At 68.2% G+C, this 17,878-nt stretch carries 15 protein-coding genes, 1 tRNA gene and 1 pseudogene; 10 read left to right on the top strand and 7 right to left on the bottom strand.

All coding sequences use genetic code 11. The features are described 5' to 3' along the window. Positions 1-95 precede the first annotated feature (95 nt). On the top strand, positions 96-1,064 hold the full coding sequence (locus tag NS1_RS11170; protein WP_062983911.1) for a cation diffusion facilitator family transporter: 969 nt from the start codon (positions 96-98) through the stop codon (positions 1,062-1,064). Between the two features lie 511 nt (positions 1,065-1,575). On the opposite strand, the gene NS1_RS11165 is transcribed toward NS1_RS11170, so the two are convergent. Then, positions 1,576-4,935: a WD40 repeat domain-containing protein gene (locus NS1_RS11165; RefSeq protein WP_062983909.1), complete on the bottom strand. Its 3,360-nt coding sequence runs from the start codon at positions 4,933-4,935 to the stop codon at positions 1,576-1,578. A 98-nt stretch (positions 4,936-5,033) separates the two neighbouring features. Between NS1_RS11165 and NS1_RS11160 the strand changes: the two genes are divergently transcribed. From NS1_RS11160 to NS1_RS11145, 4 genes are all read left to right on the top strand, one after another. Then, the gene (locus tag NS1_RS11160; RefSeq protein ID WP_062983907.1) at positions 5,034-5,531 is read left to right on the top strand and encodes an MTB12 C-terminal domain-containing protein; all 498 of its coding nucleotides are present in this window, start codon (positions 5,034-5,036) and stop codon (positions 5,529-5,531) included. A 219-nt stretch (positions 5,532-5,750) separates the two neighbouring features. Then, positions 5,751-6,401, top strand: a complete 651-nt coding sequence (locus NS1_RS11155) for a hypothetical protein (RefSeq protein WP_157125176.1) — start codon at positions 5,751-5,753, stop codon at positions 6,399-6,401. Then, the gene (locus tag NS1_RS11150; RefSeq protein ID WP_062983903.1) at positions 6,401-7,051 is read left to right on the top strand and encodes a hypothetical protein; all 651 of its coding nucleotides are present in this window, start codon (positions 6,401-6,403) and stop codon (positions 7,049-7,051) included. Before NS1_RS11155 ends, NS1_RS11150 begins: the two co-directional genes overlap by 1 nt. Before the next feature lie 315 nt (positions 7,052-7,366). Next, positions 7,367-7,930 carry a hypothetical protein gene (locus NS1_RS11145; protein WP_157125175.1) on the top strand — a complete coding sequence of 188 codons (564 nt, stop codon included), beginning with the start codon at positions 7,367-7,369 and terminating at the stop codon, positions 7,928-7,930. Between the two features lie 83 nt (positions 7,931-8,013). On the opposite strand, the gene NS1_RS11140 is transcribed toward NS1_RS11145, so the two are convergent. After that, positions 8,014-9,384 (bottom strand): lipase family protein, encoded by a 1,371-nt coding sequence (locus tag NS1_RS11140; RefSeq protein ID WP_084503648.1) that lies wholly within the window; start codon positions 9,382-9,384, stop codon positions 8,014-8,016. Next, positions 9,381-10,529 (bottom strand): esterase/lipase family protein, encoded by a 1,149-nt coding sequence (locus NS1_RS11135; RefSeq protein WP_062983899.1) that lies wholly within the window; start codon positions 10,527-10,529, stop codon positions 9,381-9,383. The genes NS1_RS11140 and NS1_RS11135 overlap by 4 nt, the downstream gene beginning before the upstream one ends. 192 nt (positions 10,530-10,721) lie before the next feature. Here NS1_RS11135 and NS1_RS11130 point away from each other — a divergent pair, with 192 nt between their 5' ends. After that, positions 10,722-11,996, top strand: a complete 1,275-nt coding sequence (locus tag NS1_RS11130; RefSeq protein WP_062983897.1) for a PucR family transcriptional regulator — start codon at positions 10,722-10,724, stop codon at positions 11,994-11,996. A gap of 43 nt (positions 11,997-12,039) precedes the next feature. On the opposite strand, the pseudogene NS1_RS11125 reads toward NS1_RS11130, so the two are convergent. Then, positions 12,040-12,366, bottom strand: a pseudogene (locus tag NS1_RS11125) (transglycosylase family protein); the annotation flags it as partial. Between the two features lie 396 nt (positions 12,367-12,762). Here NS1_RS11125 and NS1_RS11120 point away from each other — a divergent pair. Continuing rightward, positions 12,763-13,257, top strand: coding sequence for a DM13 domain-containing protein (locus NS1_RS11120; RefSeq protein ID WP_062983893.1), 495 nt, complete (start codon positions 12,763-12,765; stop codon positions 13,255-13,257). 14 nt (positions 13,258-13,271) lie between these two features. On the opposite strand, the gene NS1_RS11115 is transcribed toward NS1_RS11120, so the two are convergent. Together NS1_RS11115 and NS1_RS11110 are read right to left on the bottom strand one after the other, a co-directional pair. Then, positions 13,272-13,904 carry a response regulator gene (locus tag NS1_RS11115; protein ID WP_056812442.1) on the bottom strand — a complete coding sequence of 211 codons (633 nt, stop codon included), beginning with the start codon at positions 13,902-13,904 and terminating at the stop codon, positions 13,272-13,274. 20 nt (positions 13,905-13,924) lie between these two features. Beyond that, positions 13,925-15,100, bottom strand: coding sequence for a sensor histidine kinase (locus NS1_RS11110; protein ID WP_062984118.1), 1,176 nt, complete (start codon positions 15,098-15,100; stop codon positions 13,925-13,927). A gap of 316 nt (positions 15,101-15,416) precedes the next feature. Between NS1_RS11110 and NS1_RS11105 the strand changes: the two genes are divergently transcribed. Further along, positions 15,417-15,977, top strand: coding sequence for a GlcG/HbpS family heme-binding protein (locus NS1_RS11105; RefSeq protein ID WP_062984115.1), 561 nt, complete (start codon positions 15,417-15,419; stop codon positions 15,975-15,977). Between the two features lie 17 nt (positions 15,978-15,994). Here NS1_RS11105 and NS1_RS11100 read toward each other — a convergent pair whose 3' ends face one another. Further along, the gene (locus tag NS1_RS11100; RefSeq protein WP_062983891.1) at positions 15,995-16,948 is read right to left on the bottom strand and encodes a DNA polymerase domain-containing protein; all 954 of its coding nucleotides are present in this window, start codon (positions 16,946-16,948) and stop codon (positions 15,995-15,997) included. A 120-nt stretch (positions 16,949-17,068) separates the two neighbouring features. Here NS1_RS11100 and NS1_RS11095 point away from each other — a divergent pair. Both NS1_RS11095 and NS1_RS11090 read left to right on the top strand, forming a co-directional pair. After that, positions 17,069-17,141, top strand: a tRNA-Glu gene (locus tag NS1_RS11095). Between the two features lie 125 nt (positions 17,142-17,266). Next, positions 17,267-17,872 carry a QsdR family transcriptional regulator gene (locus tag NS1_RS11090; RefSeq protein ID WP_082843886.1) on the top strand — a complete coding sequence of 202 codons (606 nt, stop codon included), beginning with the start codon at positions 17,267-17,269 and terminating at the stop codon, positions 17,870-17,872. The last annotated feature ends 6 nt before the right edge of the window (positions 17,873-17,878 follow it).

Below are 17,878 nucleotides of genomic sequence, written 5' to 3'. Positions count from 1 at the left end.
ACCAGCGACGATCACTCCCAACCAAGAACGAATTGCATACATAGCGATGTGTGCATATGATTGCGACCGATCGAACCGCACAAGAGGGGAACGCGATGGGCGCAGGGCACGGGCACGACCACGGGGTATCGGCCGACAGCGATCGACGCTGGCTGGCGGGCGCCTTGGCGGTGATCGTCACCTTCTTGATCGGCGAGGTGATCGTCGGCATCATCGCCGATTCGCTCGCACTGCTCTCCGATGCGGCGCATATGACCACCGATGCCGCCTCGATCGCGCTGGCGCTGTGGGCCATTCGGCTCGCGGCGCGACCGGCGAGCGGGCGCATGACGTTCGGCTGGAAGCGGGCCGAGATCCTGTCGGCCCAGGCCAACGGGCTGACGCTGCTGCTGCTGGCACTCTGGCTCGGCTACGAGGCGATCCGCCGACTGTTCGAGCCGCCGGAGGTGCACGGCTGGCTGGTGCTGATCACCGCGCTGGTCGGCATCGTCGTGAACGTGCTCGCCACCTGGATGATCAGCCGCGCCGATCGCACCAGCCTCAATGTCGAAGGCGCCTACCAGCACATCCTCAACGACCTGTTCGCGTTCATCGCCACCGCCGTGGCCGGTCTGATCATCGTCCTCACCGGCTGGGTCCAGGCCGACGTGGTCGCCACGCTGATCGTGGTGGTGCTGATGATCAAGGCCGGGATCGGCCTGATCAAGGCGTCGAGCCGGATCTTCCTCGAGGCCGCGCCCGAAAACCTCGACCCCGCGCAGATCGGCCGCGACATGGCCGCGCGCGAGGGCGTCACCGAGGTTCACGACCTGCACATCTGGGAAATCACCTCCGGCTCCCCCGCCCTGTCGGCCCATGTTCTCGTGCAGCCCGGTCGCGATTGCCACGCGGTCCGCGAGGACATCGCGCACATGCTCGACCACGACCACCACATCGAGCACGTCACCCTGCAGGTCGACCACGCCAGCCCGGAACTCCTCGACATCGGCAACCGTGACTCCCACCCGTGCGCCGACTCGCACGGCCCGAAGCATGTGCCCGAACGGGCCCCCCACACCCACTGACGAGGGAAGGCCCCACACCGTCCGGTGCGAGGCCTTCTCGTCGGTCACGCGCTAGCGAGGACCAGGTCGTTTCATCGACCTATGGGGCTGTATCAGCCGCCGAAGGAACCGGTCCACAGGGTGTCGACCAGCCCCTGCAGTGCTGCGCCGAAGGTATTGAAGAGGCCGCCCAGGGCAGCGCTACCGGTGTCGATGATAACGGGGATCATAGTAATTCCTCTGTTTCTCGCATAGGCCCAGCCGGAGCTGGCTTACGAATGGCATATCGACGCCTGAACATCGCGGGTTACGGATTTCTCGATTTAGTGACACTGGTAACAGTTCGGCCACAACGCCGCCCCTAGCTGGCATTTTCGCGCGATACCCACTGTTTCTTAATTAATTCTGAGAACTCGATGAGAATTGTATCGCGGCATCCGATAAGACTACATTTCTATTGCCCCAAGAAATAGGGGCACCGCTACATACTGTCACAGACAAATGCGAAAACCGCCGGTAGAGCTGCTATGGATCAGCGCGCAGGGCAGGTGTTCACATAGGCGTGGCCGGGAAGAGCGCCTGCCCATTCCTCGCGGGTGATCGGGGTGGTGCCGCTGGCACAGATCCGGTCGGCCTCGACGGCGGCGTCGGTGCGCCATCGACGCAGGGTGCCGTCGACGGCGGATTCGGTGAGGACGGCCCCGTTCGCGGCGAATGCCAGCATCGTGGGTTGGCGGTGGCGTTGACCGCGAGTGATCGTGGCGTAAGCGGTGGGGTTCGCGGGGTCGCTGTAGTCCCAGAGCAGAATGGTTCCGCTGAGGATGTCGTCGACGGCGAGTCGGGTTCCGCCCGGATCGAAGGCCACCGAACCCGCCGAGCCGTTGGCGCCGACCGGAACGGTGAGGGCGCGCGGCGAACGACCCGGCTTGCCGATCTCGTAGACGAACGCGCCGGTGAGAGTGCCGACAGCGAGGGTATTGCGCGAGCTCAGGGCCAACGACATGGTCTGGCCCGGGGTTCGCAGATCGGATAGTTCCGCGATCAGCGGCGCGGCGGGTGTGGTCGCGAAGACGCTGACGTTGCCGGTGCGGTGGCTGCCGACGGCGAGCATGCTGCCGTCCGGACTGAAGGCGAGCGAGGTCGGGTAGCCGCGGCCGAATCGGATACTCGACAGCAATCGGGGTTCGCCGGAGACATCGAGGATCTCGACGGTCTGAGTCATGCTGCGACCGATGGCCAAGGCACCGTCAGGGCTGAACGTGATGGCGCGGATGTCGACGCCTGCCGCGCTGAGCGGCGCGCCGACGCGGCGCGGATTCACCGGGTCGGCGATGTCCCAGACCTGGATCGTGGATTCGGTTCTGGTCACCGCCCGTGTCCCGTCCGGGGCGATCGCGACGACGTCGATCAGCCCGGCGGGGTCGCCGTCGAGCAACGTTCGATCGGTGGCGAAGGGCGTTCTGGCCAGCATTCGAAGGTGCGGGAACAACTCCTGTGGCAGGACGGGCTGGTCGAGCGGAAACCGGAACAGCGTGAGCGGGCTGGTCGGCACGACCGGACCCGGCAGTGCGAAAACATGCACGGCATGGTCGAAACTCGTTGTCACCAGCGATCTTCCACCGCGCAGGAAGCGGGCGTGCGCGACCATATCGATCGGGAGCGTGACCAGCTCCACGCCGGTGTCCAGGTCGCGGATGCGCGCCCGGGAGTCCCCGCCGACGATCACGGCCGACCGACCGTCTTCGGTCAGCGACACGTCGAGGTATTCGTTGGCGCCCCTCATCACGGCGGGCATCGGCTCGAAGGTGCTCGCGCCGATGCGCCAGCGCGCGACCTCACCCGGATTGAGAGCGACGGCCAGCACGGCGCCGTCGCCGGTGAACTCGACCGACCTCGCCTCCGCGCCGCCGGGCCGTTCGAGGCGACGGTCGAACACCGGTGTCTGATCGTGGTCGAGGGTCTCGGTGTTCCAGCCGCGCACCGTGGTCGTCCAGACGCCGCCGAACAACGACGGCACCGCCGCGACCAGCGTGCGATCGCTCAGGGCGACCTCGGCACGCTGGCCCGAGACCGACTGCGTCGGTAGGGCGACCGGGTGCGCGGGATCGTCGCCGAGTCGCCAGGTGGACACCGTCGCACTGTGGGTGCCGATGGCGACGAACGCGAGGTCGGGACTCAGCGCGACCGACGAGGGCAACCGACCGGCGAGGGGGAACTGGGTCACCAGGCGCGGTGCGCCGGGGTCGGCGATATTCCACAACGCCGATCGCAGATCGCCCGCGACCACCAGCCATTCGTGATCCGCGCTGATCGCGACGCCGCGGATGTGGCCGCTGCCGGTGGCGAACCGTGGCCAGCGGTCGACGCCGAACTCGGTCACCCGCACCAATTCCACCGAACCGTCGCCTTCGCCGATCGCGATCACGTCGCCCTGCGGGGTGGTCGCGATACGCGGCGCGTCGGGATCGAAGACCACGCCACGGCCGAGCACGACACCCGGGCTGATTCGGATGGGCGCGTTCGTCGCGGTGTTCTCCAACAGTGCCGATCGCGCCTCCTCGGTCGGAGCGATTCGATAGGCGGCCAGCGCGATCTGTTGGGACAGTGCGGGATTGAGGTTGCCTCCGCCGCGCGCGACACCGGCGAACAGACGCGAATTCGATTCCGCGCGCGCGGCCGCGTTCTCGATGCGCAGCTGGACCAGTTCGGTCACCGACCCCACCGCCAGCAGCACGGCCAGCCCGGCCGCGACGGAAACCATCCATAGCGCGAGGTTCGCCCTGGTGCGGGTCCTCGCGATCGCTTCGGACACCGTGCGGGCGGCCGAGATGCGGTCGGCGTAGTTCTGTGGCGCCTCGTCGGCGGCTGCCCGGTAGGCCTCCGACGCGACCACCACGCGAAGCGACGAGCGTTGCGCGGCAGTCAGTTTGCCCGCGTAGCCGCCGACGGCCGTCAGGTTCGCGCCCGACAGCCCTGCGGTGACCGCGCACTCGGGGTCGAGCCGGCGGGGCCGCAGGCGACGCAGCAGCGCGTGCCGCGGGGCGAGGTCGTCGAGGGCGACCGCGAACGCCGCGCCCATCGACGCGCCGTTCATGTCGTTGGCCGGCGAGCTGCCGTGCGTCGAGACCGACCACCGCACACACGCGTCGGTGCCGGCCAATCTGCTGATTCGCCAGGCTCTTTCGAGGCTGTCGGTGAATTCGCGATCGGCCTGCAGGAAGCCCATCCGCGCCGGGTCGGGATGCAGGCCGCTCGGTCCGCCACGAACCTGGTCGAGGCGCAGCACGCCCACCTCGCCGCCACCGCCGAAGCTCGAGAACAGCACGCTGATCCGGCTGCTGCGCACGACCGCCAGGGTCTGCCCGGCCAGCTCGAGCGCGGCCATGATGGCGTATCCGCGCCCCGCCCGACCGCCCTGCCCGAGCAGATGACGCACGATCTCGCCGAGCGGGGCATTCGCGCTGGTGATCGGAATACCCGCGGGCAGCAACTGGGTACCGACCGAGATCAACCCGGCGCGCTCGGCGTGATCGAGGAAGGCCTCACACGCGTCGTCGGTGTCGATCGAACCGGTCAGCGCCTGCGCCAGCACCGCCATCGCGCGGGCCGCCGACAGATCCGCGGTGATCCGGCGGTCTTGCGCGTCGGGATCCTCTGACTCTTCCTCGAGCAGATCCTCGTCCGCCGCGAGATCCTTCCACCGGGCCAGCGACTGCCGGGCCAGCACACCGGTCTCCCGCCGGTGCTCCAGTAGCCGGCGCGCGGCATCCGGCCCGGCGGCAACGGCATCGCGACACAGGGCCAGCCACCGTTGCGGCGCACCGGTCAGCTCGATCAGCACCGCGTCATCGGTCGACAGCGCGCCCGACTGATCCGTCGATTCGACCGCCATGTCTCCCCCGTCTCCCCGCCGGGCATCACCCGACCCTCCCGAGAACGCCCCGATACGATTGAATTCCAGCACACCATCGATCGACCCGAGGGACCACGTTGCCGAGACGACACAGCGCCGGACGCACCACGACCGTCGCGGCCCTACTCGCCGTGATCGCGGTATCGGCGAGCTGTTCGGCCGCCGAGGACACCACCACCGAGCCGGCGAAAGTCGTAGCGCGCGAGATCTCCGCGCCGCTACCACTACCGAGTGCCGACGACGTCGGGGCGCTGATGCAGCGACTGCTAGACCCGGCGGTGTCCAACGCCGAGAAGATCGAACTCATCCAGGGCATCGAGAGCGACCCCGAACTGCCGAACCGAGTCGCCGACGCCCCCCGACAGGGCGGCGCCACCATCGCGATCACCATCGCGGGCACCAGAACCGCACCACCCGGCATGCTCGCCGACGGCACCGCGTCGATCAACGGCAGTCCGCCGTACCCGCTCATCGTCAACTTCGTCGCCGAGGACGGGAAGTGGAAGGTCGAAAAGGCCTGGTACTGCCAGATCGCGTTCTCGTTCATGGTCGCCTCCCCGGCCTGCCCCGCCTGATCACGCGGGTCTGGGCGTCGGTGACGCGAACCGCTCGGGGCGGCAACCGCATCTGTGTAGGAGCCGATCGACCCGACAGGAGGCTCCGCGATGGGACATGTTCGATCCCACACCGCGCTCCGCTGTCTCCCGTCGGCCCGGCCTGCGGCGCAGGTAGCATCGACGGCGACGAGAAAACGAGCCGTGGTGTGCCCGTCGCCGGCCGAGTGGGGGTATCAGTTGAGTTCTGAGCCCTTGGACCAGTGGCTCGGCGCCGCGTGGAGCGAGGTCCCCGAACGCCTGCGTCCCGCGGTCGTCGACCACATCTTCGGCGCCGATCTGGTCACCATGTCGAGCTACGCGGCGACCAAGGCGCGCTACGTCCTGGATCGGCTCGACCCGGATATGCGCAGCGACTTCGAAGATGTCGCCCAGGACACGATGGTCGAGCTCACCGCGACGCTGCCCACCGAGCGGATCCGGCACTGGAAAGCGTTGGTGCTCAAGAAGCTTCAGTGGCAGGTGCTGCAGGACCGGCGCAGTCGCACAGCCGAGAAACGTCACCCGGGTCACCGGGTCGACTACGAGTCGACCGTGCTGGTACTCGAGGATCATCGGTGCGCCGATGCCGAGAACCGGCTCGCCGACCGCGCCATCCTGCGTGACGCGCTGGATTCGATCGCGCACGCGGAGACCGCGGCCGTGCTCCGGGCGACCTTCGTGATCGCCACGGACGGCAGCTATGCCGATGTGCAGACCACCGGCGAGGTGGCCCGAGACCTGCAGTTCAGCCAGGAGAAGGTCAAGCGGTTACGCGCGGCGGGCGCCAAGTTGCTGCGTGCGGCAGTGCGCGCGCAACTCGATGCCAGGGACAACGAGGAGACATCCTGATGGCGCCCGATCATGACGCGGACCGCCTGAGTCTGCCTGTCGATATCGATGTGCTGATCGCCTTCGCCGAGGCCGACAGCCCGGAGGTCGACGCGGAGTCGGCCGCCGCCGGGGCACGGATCGCGGCGCGACTGTTACGCGGCGGTTCGGCCGCCGTCGGCGACCTCGACGCGATGGCGGTGCCGGGCTGGACCGTGCAACCGCTCGCCGCGTCGTCCGAGGGCGAGACGACGACCCGCGCGGTGCAGAAACAGCTCGACCGGGAGTTGGGTATCGAGTTCACCCGCTCGCCCGCGGGCGCGGAGCAGACGCGAATCTCGGTGCACTCGTTCGGCGCTCGGGCCGCGGCGGGCGATATCGTGCGAGTGGCGGTATGCCTCGGCGCCGAGCGCACCGAACTGCTCGTTGTCCTCTACGCCGATACCGACGGCACGCTCACCGGTCAGGTCGTCACCAGGGCGCTCACCATGTCCGAGGATCTCGAGATCTCGCTGTTGCCGGGTGCCGCGCTCGGCAGCACGCATACATCGGCGGTCACCGACGCGGTGCGCTGCTCGCTCACGGCCGGGCGCAACGCGTGGCGCAGGGTGGCCAAGGGGCTGCCCGCCGGTGATCCGGTGCGGGCGGCGATCGTCGCCGGCTTGAGCTGATCGTCACTGTCGCGGCGCGGAATACGAACCCCGATTACCGGAAACGTTCGTCCGGCAATCGGGTTCGGATGCGCCCCGGGAGGGCGCACCACCGACCCGCGTGGAACCCCCCTGCGGCTCCACTCGGCGCGCGGCGGCGCGGCCGTCACCCCCAGGGGCAGCAGTACTTCACCGACGCCGCCGCGGTGAGGCGACGACGTCGGTGAAACCCCTCACCGACACTGATGCCGTACGGGGTACGAACGGTTCGCGGCGAACCGCTCTCGGGTCGTGGCGCATCTATGTTCTCGACGACCGGTAGTGAGGAACGCGGGGATGACACCTTCGAGAAGCGACGCATCGCGCCGGCTCACTGTCGCCGCGGCGATCTTGTTCCAGGTGAGCGCGCATGCCAGGACGGGGTTGCGGACTACGGCCGAGTCTTTCGAAGCCCAGGCGCGATTGCTGCTCGCCGAGGGTGAGGCGAAGCATCACGACAGCGTGCGAGACGCCTACGCCCGCGCCGAGGAGCTCACCGCGACAGCCGAGGCCGAAACGGCTCGGCGACAACGCGACAGCGAGGTCGATGGGGCGGATCGGCGACGACACTCCCTGATCGCCGCCATCGCCCGTCATCGACTCGACGAGGACGCCCGCAACCGCCGCCGCGCCACGGCGATCGACAAGCAGGAGCGGGCCGCGGAACGCATGCTGATCGAGGCGAACCGCGGCGACCTGTGCGCCTACCGGCCGACCGTGACGTCGCCCGCCGGTGTGACGATCGACGAGCTGGTGGCCGCACAGGAATTGGCCGTGCACGAGCTGCGACGCCGCCTCGACCTCTACCTCGCCGCGGTCGAGGCGCACCCCGAAGATGACAGATACGTGGCGGACCTGTGAGCTCGACCGATGAGTTCACTGTCGGCACCACCGCTGCCGTGGCACCACGACCGATCACCCACCTCCGCGAGAGCACGGACTCATCACCGGACAGCGATCGAGGCATCATCGACAACGTACGAATGTTCGGAGTCGCCGCCACCCAAGCGGGGTCGTTCAGGTGACGCCCCCGTCTCCGTCCCGCCGATCGGCATTCCGCCGAGCATGCGCAGCACCGTCCGCACGAACGCGAGATGTGTACGTAGGGCTCGCGGCGAACGCGCGACGGAGGCGACGGTGCACGTCCCGGTCGGCGCGGGATCGCCGGCGAATCGGTCGGTGAGCCAGTCGAGAATCACAGGCACGATGAGGAATTCGAGTGACAGGTGCGAACCGCGGCGCACGCGCAGATAGCGCACCGTCGCCCCGGCCCGCTGATAACGGCGCACGTGCGCGTCGATATCGGCGACCGCGATCACCTCGTCGTTCACCCCCTGGACGATGAGCAACGGTGCCGCGGGCGCGCAAGTGCCGGGTTCGATGTCGGCGAGAATGCGGCGCAGGGCGGGTTCGGCGAGCAACTCCGCCATGCCGCCACGCAGATGCCCGGTGACATCGCGACGCGCGAACCGCAGCAACAACGCGAAGGTGCTGCGTTCCTCGGCTTCACCGAGCAGACCGCGGTATCTCGCGTCGAGATGATCGTGCAGCACCGCACCGAGTTCGGGATAGGCCTGCCGCAATCCCGCGATGAACGCCGCGGGGAACCCGGCGAACCACCCGCCGTTGAGCCGCTCGAAGGCGGCGGCCGGGTCGCCCACCGGTGAACCCGCCGCCGCACCCACGATATTCAGCTCCGGCGCGTACTCGGCGGCCAGTTCCGCGGCCCACGCCGTCGCCAGCCCGCCGCCCGAATAGCCCCACAGGGCAACAGAAGTGGTCGGCGTCAACGCCATCGGGGCGAAGTCGAGGGCCGCCCTGATCCCGTCCAGCGCACGGTATCCGGGCTCACGCGCCGCACCGAAACGACCACCCAGGCCCTCGTGATCGGGCACCGACACCGCCCAGCCCCGCTCCAACGCCATCGCGATGATCGGCAGCTCGAGCGGCGCGATCGAACCGATCGTCCACGCGCCGCGCCGCAACACATACGACGGAAAGCATTGCGGGGCAACGGCATCGATTGCGCATTGGAACGACACCAGCGGTCGGGGCCGCGCCGAAGCACCCCACGGCAGCAGCACCGTCGTCACCGAGACTTCCGGCGCACCGTCGAGATCGCAGGTGCGATACAGCAATTGCCACGCGGTGATCCGCTGCCGGATCACCCCGAACAGCGCGAGCTCCACCGGCCGCGATCGCACCACCGTCCCCGGCGCGAGCGCGGCGATGCCGAGCGGGGTGTCATAGAACGGGTCGTCGGGCGGCAGCACAGGCGCGTCGTGCCGGGTCGCTGCCGGAGCGTCGACGGTCATAGGCTGCCGCCGCCACCGAAGAACCAGGGGTTGAACGTACAGGCCAAGGCGGGACTGCCTTCCGGATCGAGAGCACGCAGCGCGATCGAGGTGGCGCGCGGCGAATACATCATGGTCAGATGGTCGGAGACGTCCTGCTCGCAGCCGTTCTGCAGGGTGATGTTGTCGACGGTCGCGTTCGGCCCGGCCCGCAGGAACCCGAGGTCGATGGGGTTCATCACCTCGTCGTAGCGGGAACCGACGGCGGTGTAGGCGACGCCGGGCACCGTGTCACCGGTGGCGTTGAGGGCGGTGTAGAACGGTGAGCCGATGGCCTGTTCGACATTGGCCGCGCCGATGATCGGCCGGTAGAAGCCCAGGATGTCGATGCCCGCGTTGTTGATCATGCGACCGAGCGTGGCGATCCCGAGCAGCGAGGTGCCGTGGTGAGTGGCGCCGAAACTGACCAGCTTGCCGACCTTGCCCTGACCGCCCTCGAACTTCAGATAGTGATTGGCGATGGTGCCACCCTGGGAGTGGCCGACGATGTCGACCTGGTCCGAGCCGGTCGCCGCGCGTACCCGCTCGATGAAGGCGGCGACCTGGCGCGAGGAGTCGACCATCGGGCCGACCCCGTAGCGGCCCGGCAGCACGGCGCCGAGTCCACCGGCCTCGAGCAGCCCGGATTTGCCGAAGTTCAGGGTGAATACGCAGTATCCGGCCTTCGCCAGCTGCGGCGAGAGGTAGGAGAAGGTGTCGTAGGCGTTGAGCCAGGTGCCGTGCAGCAGTACCACCGGGCGCGGGTGCTGAGCCGAGGGCTTGCAGTCCCAGCGGTTGGCGCCGGGCGGCGCCGCGTCGGGGTGGAGCAGGCCGTAGGCGAAGGCGGGCAGGTACGCCGACATCTCGGGGCCCTCGCCGACGGCGTCGGAGGCGCGGCTGCCCGCCGAACCCGAACTACTGCCGGAGGCGCTGCCGGTGTCTGCGATGGCGGTGGGGGTGCGGCCGTCGGCGGCGGGCACCGTGCCCGCGTTCACGTACTCGGCCAATGAGGCGATCGTCGGCTCCAGCGCGGGAGCCGCGGTGGCCGGGCAGGCTGCCGCGGTCAACACCGCGGCGATGCCGATTCCGCACAGTGCGCGGCGAAGGGAATGCGTCGTTGCAGTCATGGTTTCACTTCCGTAGATCCGCGTCGACGAACAGGTAGCTCGGACGCGCTCTGCGAATCTATGACCCAGCACACAGTGATGTCACTGCACCGGGCAACGAGAAACTCTGGACGTGATTGGCGCGGGAGCCAAGTTCTGTTCGTTCTCGATCGGATCGTCCTGCACCGGCCTGTCGTCGGACACAATCGAGTCATGCTCGCTGAACACCCCATCTCCGAACTTCCCGCACTGCCCGCGCTGACCGCACGTCTGTTGACGCGATGGCCACAGATTTCCGAGCGCATGCTCGCCGCCGGTCTCGGCGCCAACGCGCCCGCCGAACTTCCCGACGGCCACTTCACCGCGGAGGTGCTGCCGACCATCTACGCGTGCGGGCGGGCCGTGCTCGAGGCGATCGGCGCCGACCGGGAGTTCACCTACGCCGAGGTCGCGGCGTTCGTCGCCCCGGTCGCCGAGCGACACGCGGAGGACCGGCTGCCGTTGCCGATGCTGATCGGCGCGATCCACGGGTCGGCGCAGTCGGTGTTCGCGGAGGCGTTGTCGCTGGCCCTGCCCACCGAGACCGCGGAGATGGCCCGGGTCGGCAACCGCCTGCTCGATCTGCTGCGCCACATCAATATGACGGTCGTGGAGACCTACACCGAGGTCGAGCAGTCGATCTATCACGCCGAACGCGAGGCGCGCCGGGAGCTGTGTTCGGCGCTGGTCCGCGGCCTACCCGCCGAGGAACTCGCGGCCCGCGCCGACATGATCCTCGCCGACCAGTACACGGTGCTGGCGGTTCACCTGAGCGAGCCGCCCCGCGTCGGCACCGCGGCCAACCTGGTGACCAGGCGACGGATCCGTGTGCTGCAACGCGCGTTGGACGAACTCACCGGCACCACCACCCCGGCCACCTTCGACGGCACCCATGGCATCGCGTTGCTGAGTCACAGTTCCGAAACCGACATCCTGGAAGCGGCGAAGTTCGACCAACTCGCCGACCGACTGCGCACACAGTTCGGCGTCCCGGTGTATCTGGCCGAATTCTCCGGCATCAGCCGCGACGCGATTCCGGCCGCGGCCGAGGACGCGACCGAACTGACCGAGCTGGCGCGACTACGCGGCAAGCCCGGTGGCTGCTACCGGCTCGACGATCTGCTGCTCGAATACCAACTCACCCGGCCGGGTCCGGCCCGAGAACGCCTGGCGCAGCGGGTGATTCCGCTCCTGAGTAGTCCGCACCTGATCGACGCGCTGGAAGCGCATCTCGTCCACGGCGGCGACCGCAAAACAGCGTCACGTTTGATTCACGTACACCCGAATACATTTACCTATCGGCTGCGCAGAATTGCCGAGCTCACCGGCCTCGACCCGTCCGATCCGTCGGATTCACGCATGCTCGCGGCATCGCTCACGGTATATCGATTGGATTCTCCGGACAACGAAAAAACCCGCTATTCGACGTGTGCTTCGAATAGCGGGTAATTCGTTTCCCGACAAGGAAAGTCTTACTTGTCAGCGCTCTTTACAGGTAGGCGCTGCACACGGGCCAGGCGCCGGGGCCCTGCGCGGCCAGCACGTTCTCGGCCACGCGGATCTGCTCTTCACGGCTGGCGTTGTCGGCGGAGCCCGCGCCACCGTAGGCTTCCCAGGTGCTCTGCGAGAACTGCAGGCCGCCGTAGTAGCCGTTACCGGTGTTGATGTTCCAGTTGCCCGTGCTCTCGCACTGCGCCACGGCGTCCCAGTTGTTCGCCGAGGCGGTTGCGGTGGTCAGACCGGCCGGAACGGCGATCATCGCGCCGGCAACAGCGGCAAGACCAAGGGCACGGGTGGTGAACTTGCGATTCAAAGACATAAAGTATTTCCTGCCTGCGTCCACCGACTCGGTGATGGAAACTACCGCGTCCCTGCCCCTCAGTCATGTCGGGGATCCTCGAATCGCGGGGCAGGCTTTCTGGCGTTCTGCGATTCGATTCGGCTCGGGTTGTTGTTCAAGCCGTGACCGAATGTAGCCGGAATGCGCGCCGAGATCACGTACCGATCACGGACGTGTTTGTAGCGGATATTGTCCAAAGGAACACTGTTCACCGCTGGTCGGCCGTAATAAATCCGTAATCACATTACTGTCGTTATAGTGCCGTAATGTGACTGGGCTCATAGGGATTTCGAGACCCCGGTCACGTTTTCTTTCCGGCAATTCGGGCAGTCAGCCCGCGTCGGGACAGGGGATGATGGGTGAAAAGGAGGCGCAATGAGCACTCGCCGGACCCTGTTCACCGTCATCGCCGTCGGCCTGGTCGCGGCCGTGACCGTGGGCCTCTACCTGTTCCAGCCGTGGCGGCTGTTCACCACGGTGACCGTCGACGAGGCGCCGATCGCCGCGGTGGACGGCGCGCCACCGCCGGTGATCGCCGAGGGCGCCTTCCTCTCCCATGAGCACGACACCTCCGGCACCGCGCAGCTCCAGCGCACGTCAGAGGGCACCATTGTGCTGCGGATCGTCGACCTGAACACCTCCGACGGGCCTGCCCTGCACGTCTGGCTCACCGATCAGCCGGTGATCGTCGACGACTGGCACAACTTCGACGACGGCAGCCACATCGACCTCGGCTCGCTGAAGGGAAACGAGGGCAGCCAGAACTATGAGCTGCCCGCGGGCACCGATCTGTCGACGGTGAAGTCGGTCAGCATCTGGTGCGAGCGCTTCCGGGTGTCCTTCGGCGCCGCCACCCTGGCGCCCGCTTAGGACCGCCAGACGGCTCAGGCGAGCAAGCGCCGCTCGGTTGCCACCGCGACCGCCGCCGCGCGGGTGTCGACGTCGAGTTTGTCGTAGATGCGGCCCAGGTGGGTTTTCACCGTCGCCTCGCTGATGTGCAGAGCGCGGGCGATCTCCCGGTTGCCGAGGCCGTGGGCGAGTTGGCCGAGGATGTCACGCTCGCGGGCGGTGAGCGTGGGGCCGGGATTGCGCATCTTGGCCATCACCTTGGCGGCGACCGGCGCGGACAAGGCGGTCTGCCCGCTCGCGGCGGCGTGGATCGCGGCGAACAGTTCCTCCGGCCGTTCGGCCTTGAGGAGATAACCGGTGGCGCCCGCCTCGATCGCGCGGGTGATGTCGGCGTCGGTGTCGTAGGTGGTCAGCACCAGCACGTGCGGGGTCGGCGCGGGCTGGGCGGTGATCCGGCGGGTCGCTTCGACACCGTCCATGTCCTTGCCGAGCTGCAGATCCATCAGCACCACATCGGGGTACAGACTCGCGGCCAGCGTGACCGCGGTCGGTCCGTCGGCGGCCTCCCCGATGACCTCGATATCGGGGGCGCTCGACAGCAGCGCGTGCAGTCCGGCGCGGACGACAGCGTGATCGTCGCAGATCAACAGGCGCACGGTGGTGGTCACAGGTGCCGATGGTAGTGCGGCTACGTCGGGCCGGTGGCGAGCGGAACGGCGGCGGAGAGCACGGTGCCGTCGCCGGGCGCGGACTCCACGGTGCAGGTGCCGCCGAGCTGGCGGACCCGCGCCCGAATCGCGGGTAGACCGTGGCCGCGATGTCGCGCGGGGTCGACCCGTGCGTCGGGGTCGAAGCCGCGGCCGTCGTCGGCGACGTCGAGCACGATCTGGTCATCGAGACTGGTCAGCGTGATCGTCGCGGTGGTGGCCGCCGCGTGTTCGCGCACATTGGCCAGCGCGCCCTGGGCGATGCGCAGCAGGGTGGCCTCCACCCGCTGGGGCAACTGGCCCGGCGTTCCTTCTATATGGAGACCCACGGTCAGGGAGTCGCTCGTCTCCCGTTCGGCGAGTGCGGCCAGCGCGGCGGGCAACGATCCGCCCACGGCGAGGTCGGCCGGAGCCAGGTCGTGGACGAACCGGCGCGCCTCGGTCAGGTCGTGTTCGGCGATGGCGGCGGCCGAGCGCAGATGCGTGCGCGCGAGATCCGGATCGCTGTCCCACACCAGGTCGGCGGCTTGGAGCAGCATGCGCTGGCTCGACAGCCCCTGGGCCAGGGTGTCGTGGATTTCCATGGCGAGCCGTTGCCGTTCGGCAAGGGTGCCCGCCCTGCGTTCGGTGGCCGCCAGTTCCTGCCTGGTCCGCACCAGGTCGTCGATGAGCGCGGCCTGACGTTCCGCCTGACGGCGCATACCGACGAACAGCGCCGTGGTCACCGCGGCCACCGCGGGCGGGGCCAGCACCAGATTCGGATCCAGCCATCCGGCGATGCGCACCTGACTCGACACCACCAACACGGTGAGCGCCACGACCAGAATCACCGCCACGCGCTCCGACAGAATCCGCAGTCCCGTGTACACCAGCGGCACCGCGCACCAGGCGAAGCTCGGTGCGAGCACCACCAGCACCGACCAGTTCACCACCAGCAGCGCGAACCATTCCAGCCGATGCGACTGTCGCAGTTCACTCAGCGCGTACAGCACCGCGAGGAGCAGGGCGAGCACGACGATCAACGGTGTGGAGCGGGTCTCGCTGTGCCGGATCAGCCATCGCATCAACGAAGCGGCCAGCAGGACATAGAAGGCACTGTGGACGATGACAGCAAGCAGTCGCGTGTCGTCTCGCTGCTGCCCGAGTAGCTGAGTCAAAGGAACCACCTCTGTTCTGCGGACGGTGGCGTCGCTGCGCCAACGAAGATCAGTTCTCGGCCGCCTCGATCTGGACTGACCGGAGGGTGCGACGAAGGAGTGCCCGGAGGGAGGGAAGATCGAGGCTAATAGGCCGAGAACACGCGGCGCCAGCCGCCAAGAATACGGGTCATCCGATCGGTTGACCCGGGTGTCGGCCGATCCGTACCCGGAGTGCAGCCGGTACGCCGATCCGCGCGAGCCACTGCGCGAACAGGATGGATATCACCAGGCCACGGCAGACCGCCGGACGGCCGAGATCCACGCAGGAGCAGTCATGACCGCCAAGTCCACCACCCGCAATCGCCTCATCATCGCCGGCGCCACCGCCGGTGTCGTCGCCGCCGGTGTGGTCGGCGTCGTGACCGTCCAGGCGCAGGATCAGGACCCGGCGGCCCGTACCCCGGTAGTCGTCGACGCCGCCGATGCCAACCTGGCCCAATCCACCCACCTGTCGATCGCCGCCGCCACCAAAGCCGCGCAGACCGCCCTCGACGCCGCCGCCAGGGAGAACCAGCGCGTGAGCGTCGCCGTGGTCGATCGCAACGGCAATGTCATCGTCACCCTGCGCGGCGACGGCGCGGGCCCGCAGTCCTACGACGCCGCCCAGCAGAAGGCCTTCACCGCCGTCTCCTGGAACGCCCCCACCACCGAACTGGCCAAGCGCCTCGAGTCGGCCCCGCACCTGGCCGACATCGACGGCACCCTCTTCCTCGGTGGCGGCGCCCCGGTGAAGGCGAACAACGCCCCGATCGCGGGCATCGGCGTGGCAGGCGCTCCGAGCGGCGACCTCGACGAGAAGTTCGCCCAGGCGGGCGTCGCGTCGCTGGGCGGCTGATCAACCTCTGGCAGTGCTCATTCGGCGCGGCGGGCGCGGGCCCGGCGTTTGCCCTCGTGCATGGCCTGGACCCGGGCGATCGGGATGGTGTGGCCTTCGGCGATCAGGTCAGCCGGGAGTGCTTGCGGTGCGGGCATTTCCGTGGCCCACGGGTCGGTATCACCGAGCAGATCCGGGGCGGTGCGCAGGGTGAAGTCGGCGGGGGTCACCGACTCGATGTCGTTCCAGCGCAAGGGAAAAGACACCGGGACTCCCGGTCGGATCCGCGGGCTGTATGCCGCGATCACCGTCGCGCCGCCCGCTCGGGTGGAGTCGAGGAAAACCTTTCCCGCTCGGTCCTCGCGAATGAACGCGGTGGTTCCGACGGTGGGATCGATGCGCTCGGCTCTGGCCGCGACGGCCCGGGTCGCCGCGGCGGCGTCCTCGATCGCGACGCCGGGCTCGATCGGCACGTAGACGTGTAATCCCTTGGCGCCGCTGGTCTTCACCGCACCGGCGAGCCCGTCGGCTTCCAGCGCGGCCCGGATCAGCTGCGCGCCCGCCGCCGCATCGCGAAACGTCTGCCCCGGTGAGGGATCCAGATCGAGCACCAGGTGCGTCGGCCCCGCGCTGTGGTCGACCGGCAACAGCAGCGGGTGGTACTCCACCGCGCGCTGGTTGCCGAACCACAGCAGCGTGCGCACGTCGTCACCGAGCGCGTAGGTGACCTCGCGATGTGAGCTCTCCGCCCACACCGTCGCGCGCGGCACCCATTCCGGGGTGTATTTCGGCAGATTCTTCTGCATGAACGGCGGCTGCCCCGGCCGGACCCGCACCACCGACAGCACCCGCCCCCGCAACACCCGAACGAGCCGCTCCCCCACGAACTCGAGGTAGTCGACCAGATCCCGCTTGGTCGCCTCGGCCCCGTCGAACAGCGGCTGATCGAGATTGCTCATCTCCACCCCACCGCGCAGCTCTTTGCTGGTCATGGCCCCACTGTGCCCCGCCGCCAAGGGGCGGTCAACCGGGGCGACCACCCGTTTTGGTCGATCACCAGGTCGTCGGTTATCGTATGTTCCGCGCGGCTCACCCCGGTGAGCTGTTGTTCTGGCCCCGTCGTCTAGCGGCCTAGGACGCCGCCCTCTCAAGGCGGTAGCGCGGGTTCGAATCCCGTCGGGGCTACAACGAGAACTCCTCGGTCATGGTGACCGGGGAGTTTTTTTGTGCCCGTTCTTGTGCCCGGAGTGCAACATATTGACAGACGTTGCACAGTTCATACACTGTAGGAAACGGTGCATGGAGGTGACGTGATCGAGCAGACGGCCCTGGAGAAACGCCTCCAGGACGCGGCGGCGCGCCCCGATGCCGTGAGCGCGTTCCGCGCCGCCAGGGCCGTATTCCTGGCCGGGCACCGACTGGAGATGAAGGAACTCGCCGTCGCGCTCGGGGTGAACCGGGCAACGCTGTTCCGATGGGTCGGTGGGCGCGACGAACTGCTCGCCGAGGTCATCTGGTCGGTCGCCGAGCCCACCTTGCGTCGCGCGGCCGCCGCGGCTCCGGGTCACGGCGCGTACCGCATCGCGACCATCCTCGGCGATTTCGCCCAGGCCACCAACACCTCCCACGCCTTCCGCCAATTCCTGTTGCGCGAACCCGAACGGTCGCTGCGACTGCTCACCACGCGCGCGGGAACGGTGCAGCATCGCATCGTCGCGATCGTGGAAGAACTACTCGCCGAAGAGATTTCGGCCGATGCTCTCGATCCGCTGCTGCCGGTGCCCGAGTTGGCGCTGCTGCTGGTGCGGATCACCGAGACCTTCATCTACACCGATGTGATCAGCGGTGAGGAACCCGACGCGGCCAGAGTTGTCCGGGCGTCTTTGGTTCTGCTGGGCGAACGGCCCGAACAGTAAGTCAGC

The sequence above is a fragment of the Nocardia salmonicida NBRC 13393 genome, from assembly GCF_001613085.1.
GTDB lineage: Bacteria > Actinomycetota > Actinomycetes > Mycobacteriales > Mycobacteriaceae > Nocardia > Nocardia salmonicida.
This window is presented reverse-complemented; position numbering and strand designations above follow the sequence as displayed.

What these genes read in the sequence shown, in the direction of transcription:
- NS1_RS11170 (WP_062983911.1), top strand. Translation starts at nt 96, where the DNA reads ATGGGCGCAGGGCACGGGCACGACCACGGGGTATCGGCCGACAGCGAT.
- NS1_RS11165 (WP_062983909.1), bottom strand. Translation starts at nt 4,935, where the DNA reads ATGGCGGTCGAATCGACGGATCAGTCGGGCGCGCTGTCGACCGATGAC.
- NS1_RS11150 (WP_062983903.1), top strand. Translation starts at nt 6,401, where the DNA reads ATGGCGCCCGATCATGACGCGGACCGCCTGAGTCTGCCTGTCGATATC.
- NS1_RS11145 (WP_157125175.1), top strand. Translation starts at nt 7,367, where the DNA reads ATGACACCTTCGAGAAGCGACGCATCGCGCCGGCTCACTGTCGCCGCG.
- NS1_RS11140 (WP_084503648.1), bottom strand. Translation starts at nt 9,384, where the DNA reads ATGACCGTCGACGCTCCGGCAGCGACCCGGCACGACGCGCCTGTGCTG.
- NS1_RS11135 (WP_062983899.1), bottom strand. Translation starts at nt 10,529, where the DNA reads ATGACTGCAACGACGCATTCCCTTCGCCGCGCACTGTGCGGAATCGGC.
- NS1_RS11130 (WP_062983897.1), top strand. Translation starts at nt 10,722, where the DNA reads ATGCTCGCTGAACACCCCATCTCCGAACTTCCCGCACTGCCCGCGCTG.
- NS1_RS11120 (WP_062983893.1), top strand. Translation starts at nt 12,763, where the DNA reads ATGAGCACTCGCCGGACCCTGTTCACCGTCATCGCCGTCGGCCTGGTC.
- NS1_RS11105 (WP_062984115.1), top strand. Translation starts at nt 15,417, where the DNA reads ATGACCGCCAAGTCCACCACCCGCAATCGCCTCATCATCGCCGGCGCC.
- NS1_RS11100 (WP_062983891.1), bottom strand. Translation starts at nt 16,948, where the DNA reads ATGACCAGCAAAGAGCTGCGCGGTGGGGTGGAGATGAGCAATCTCGAT.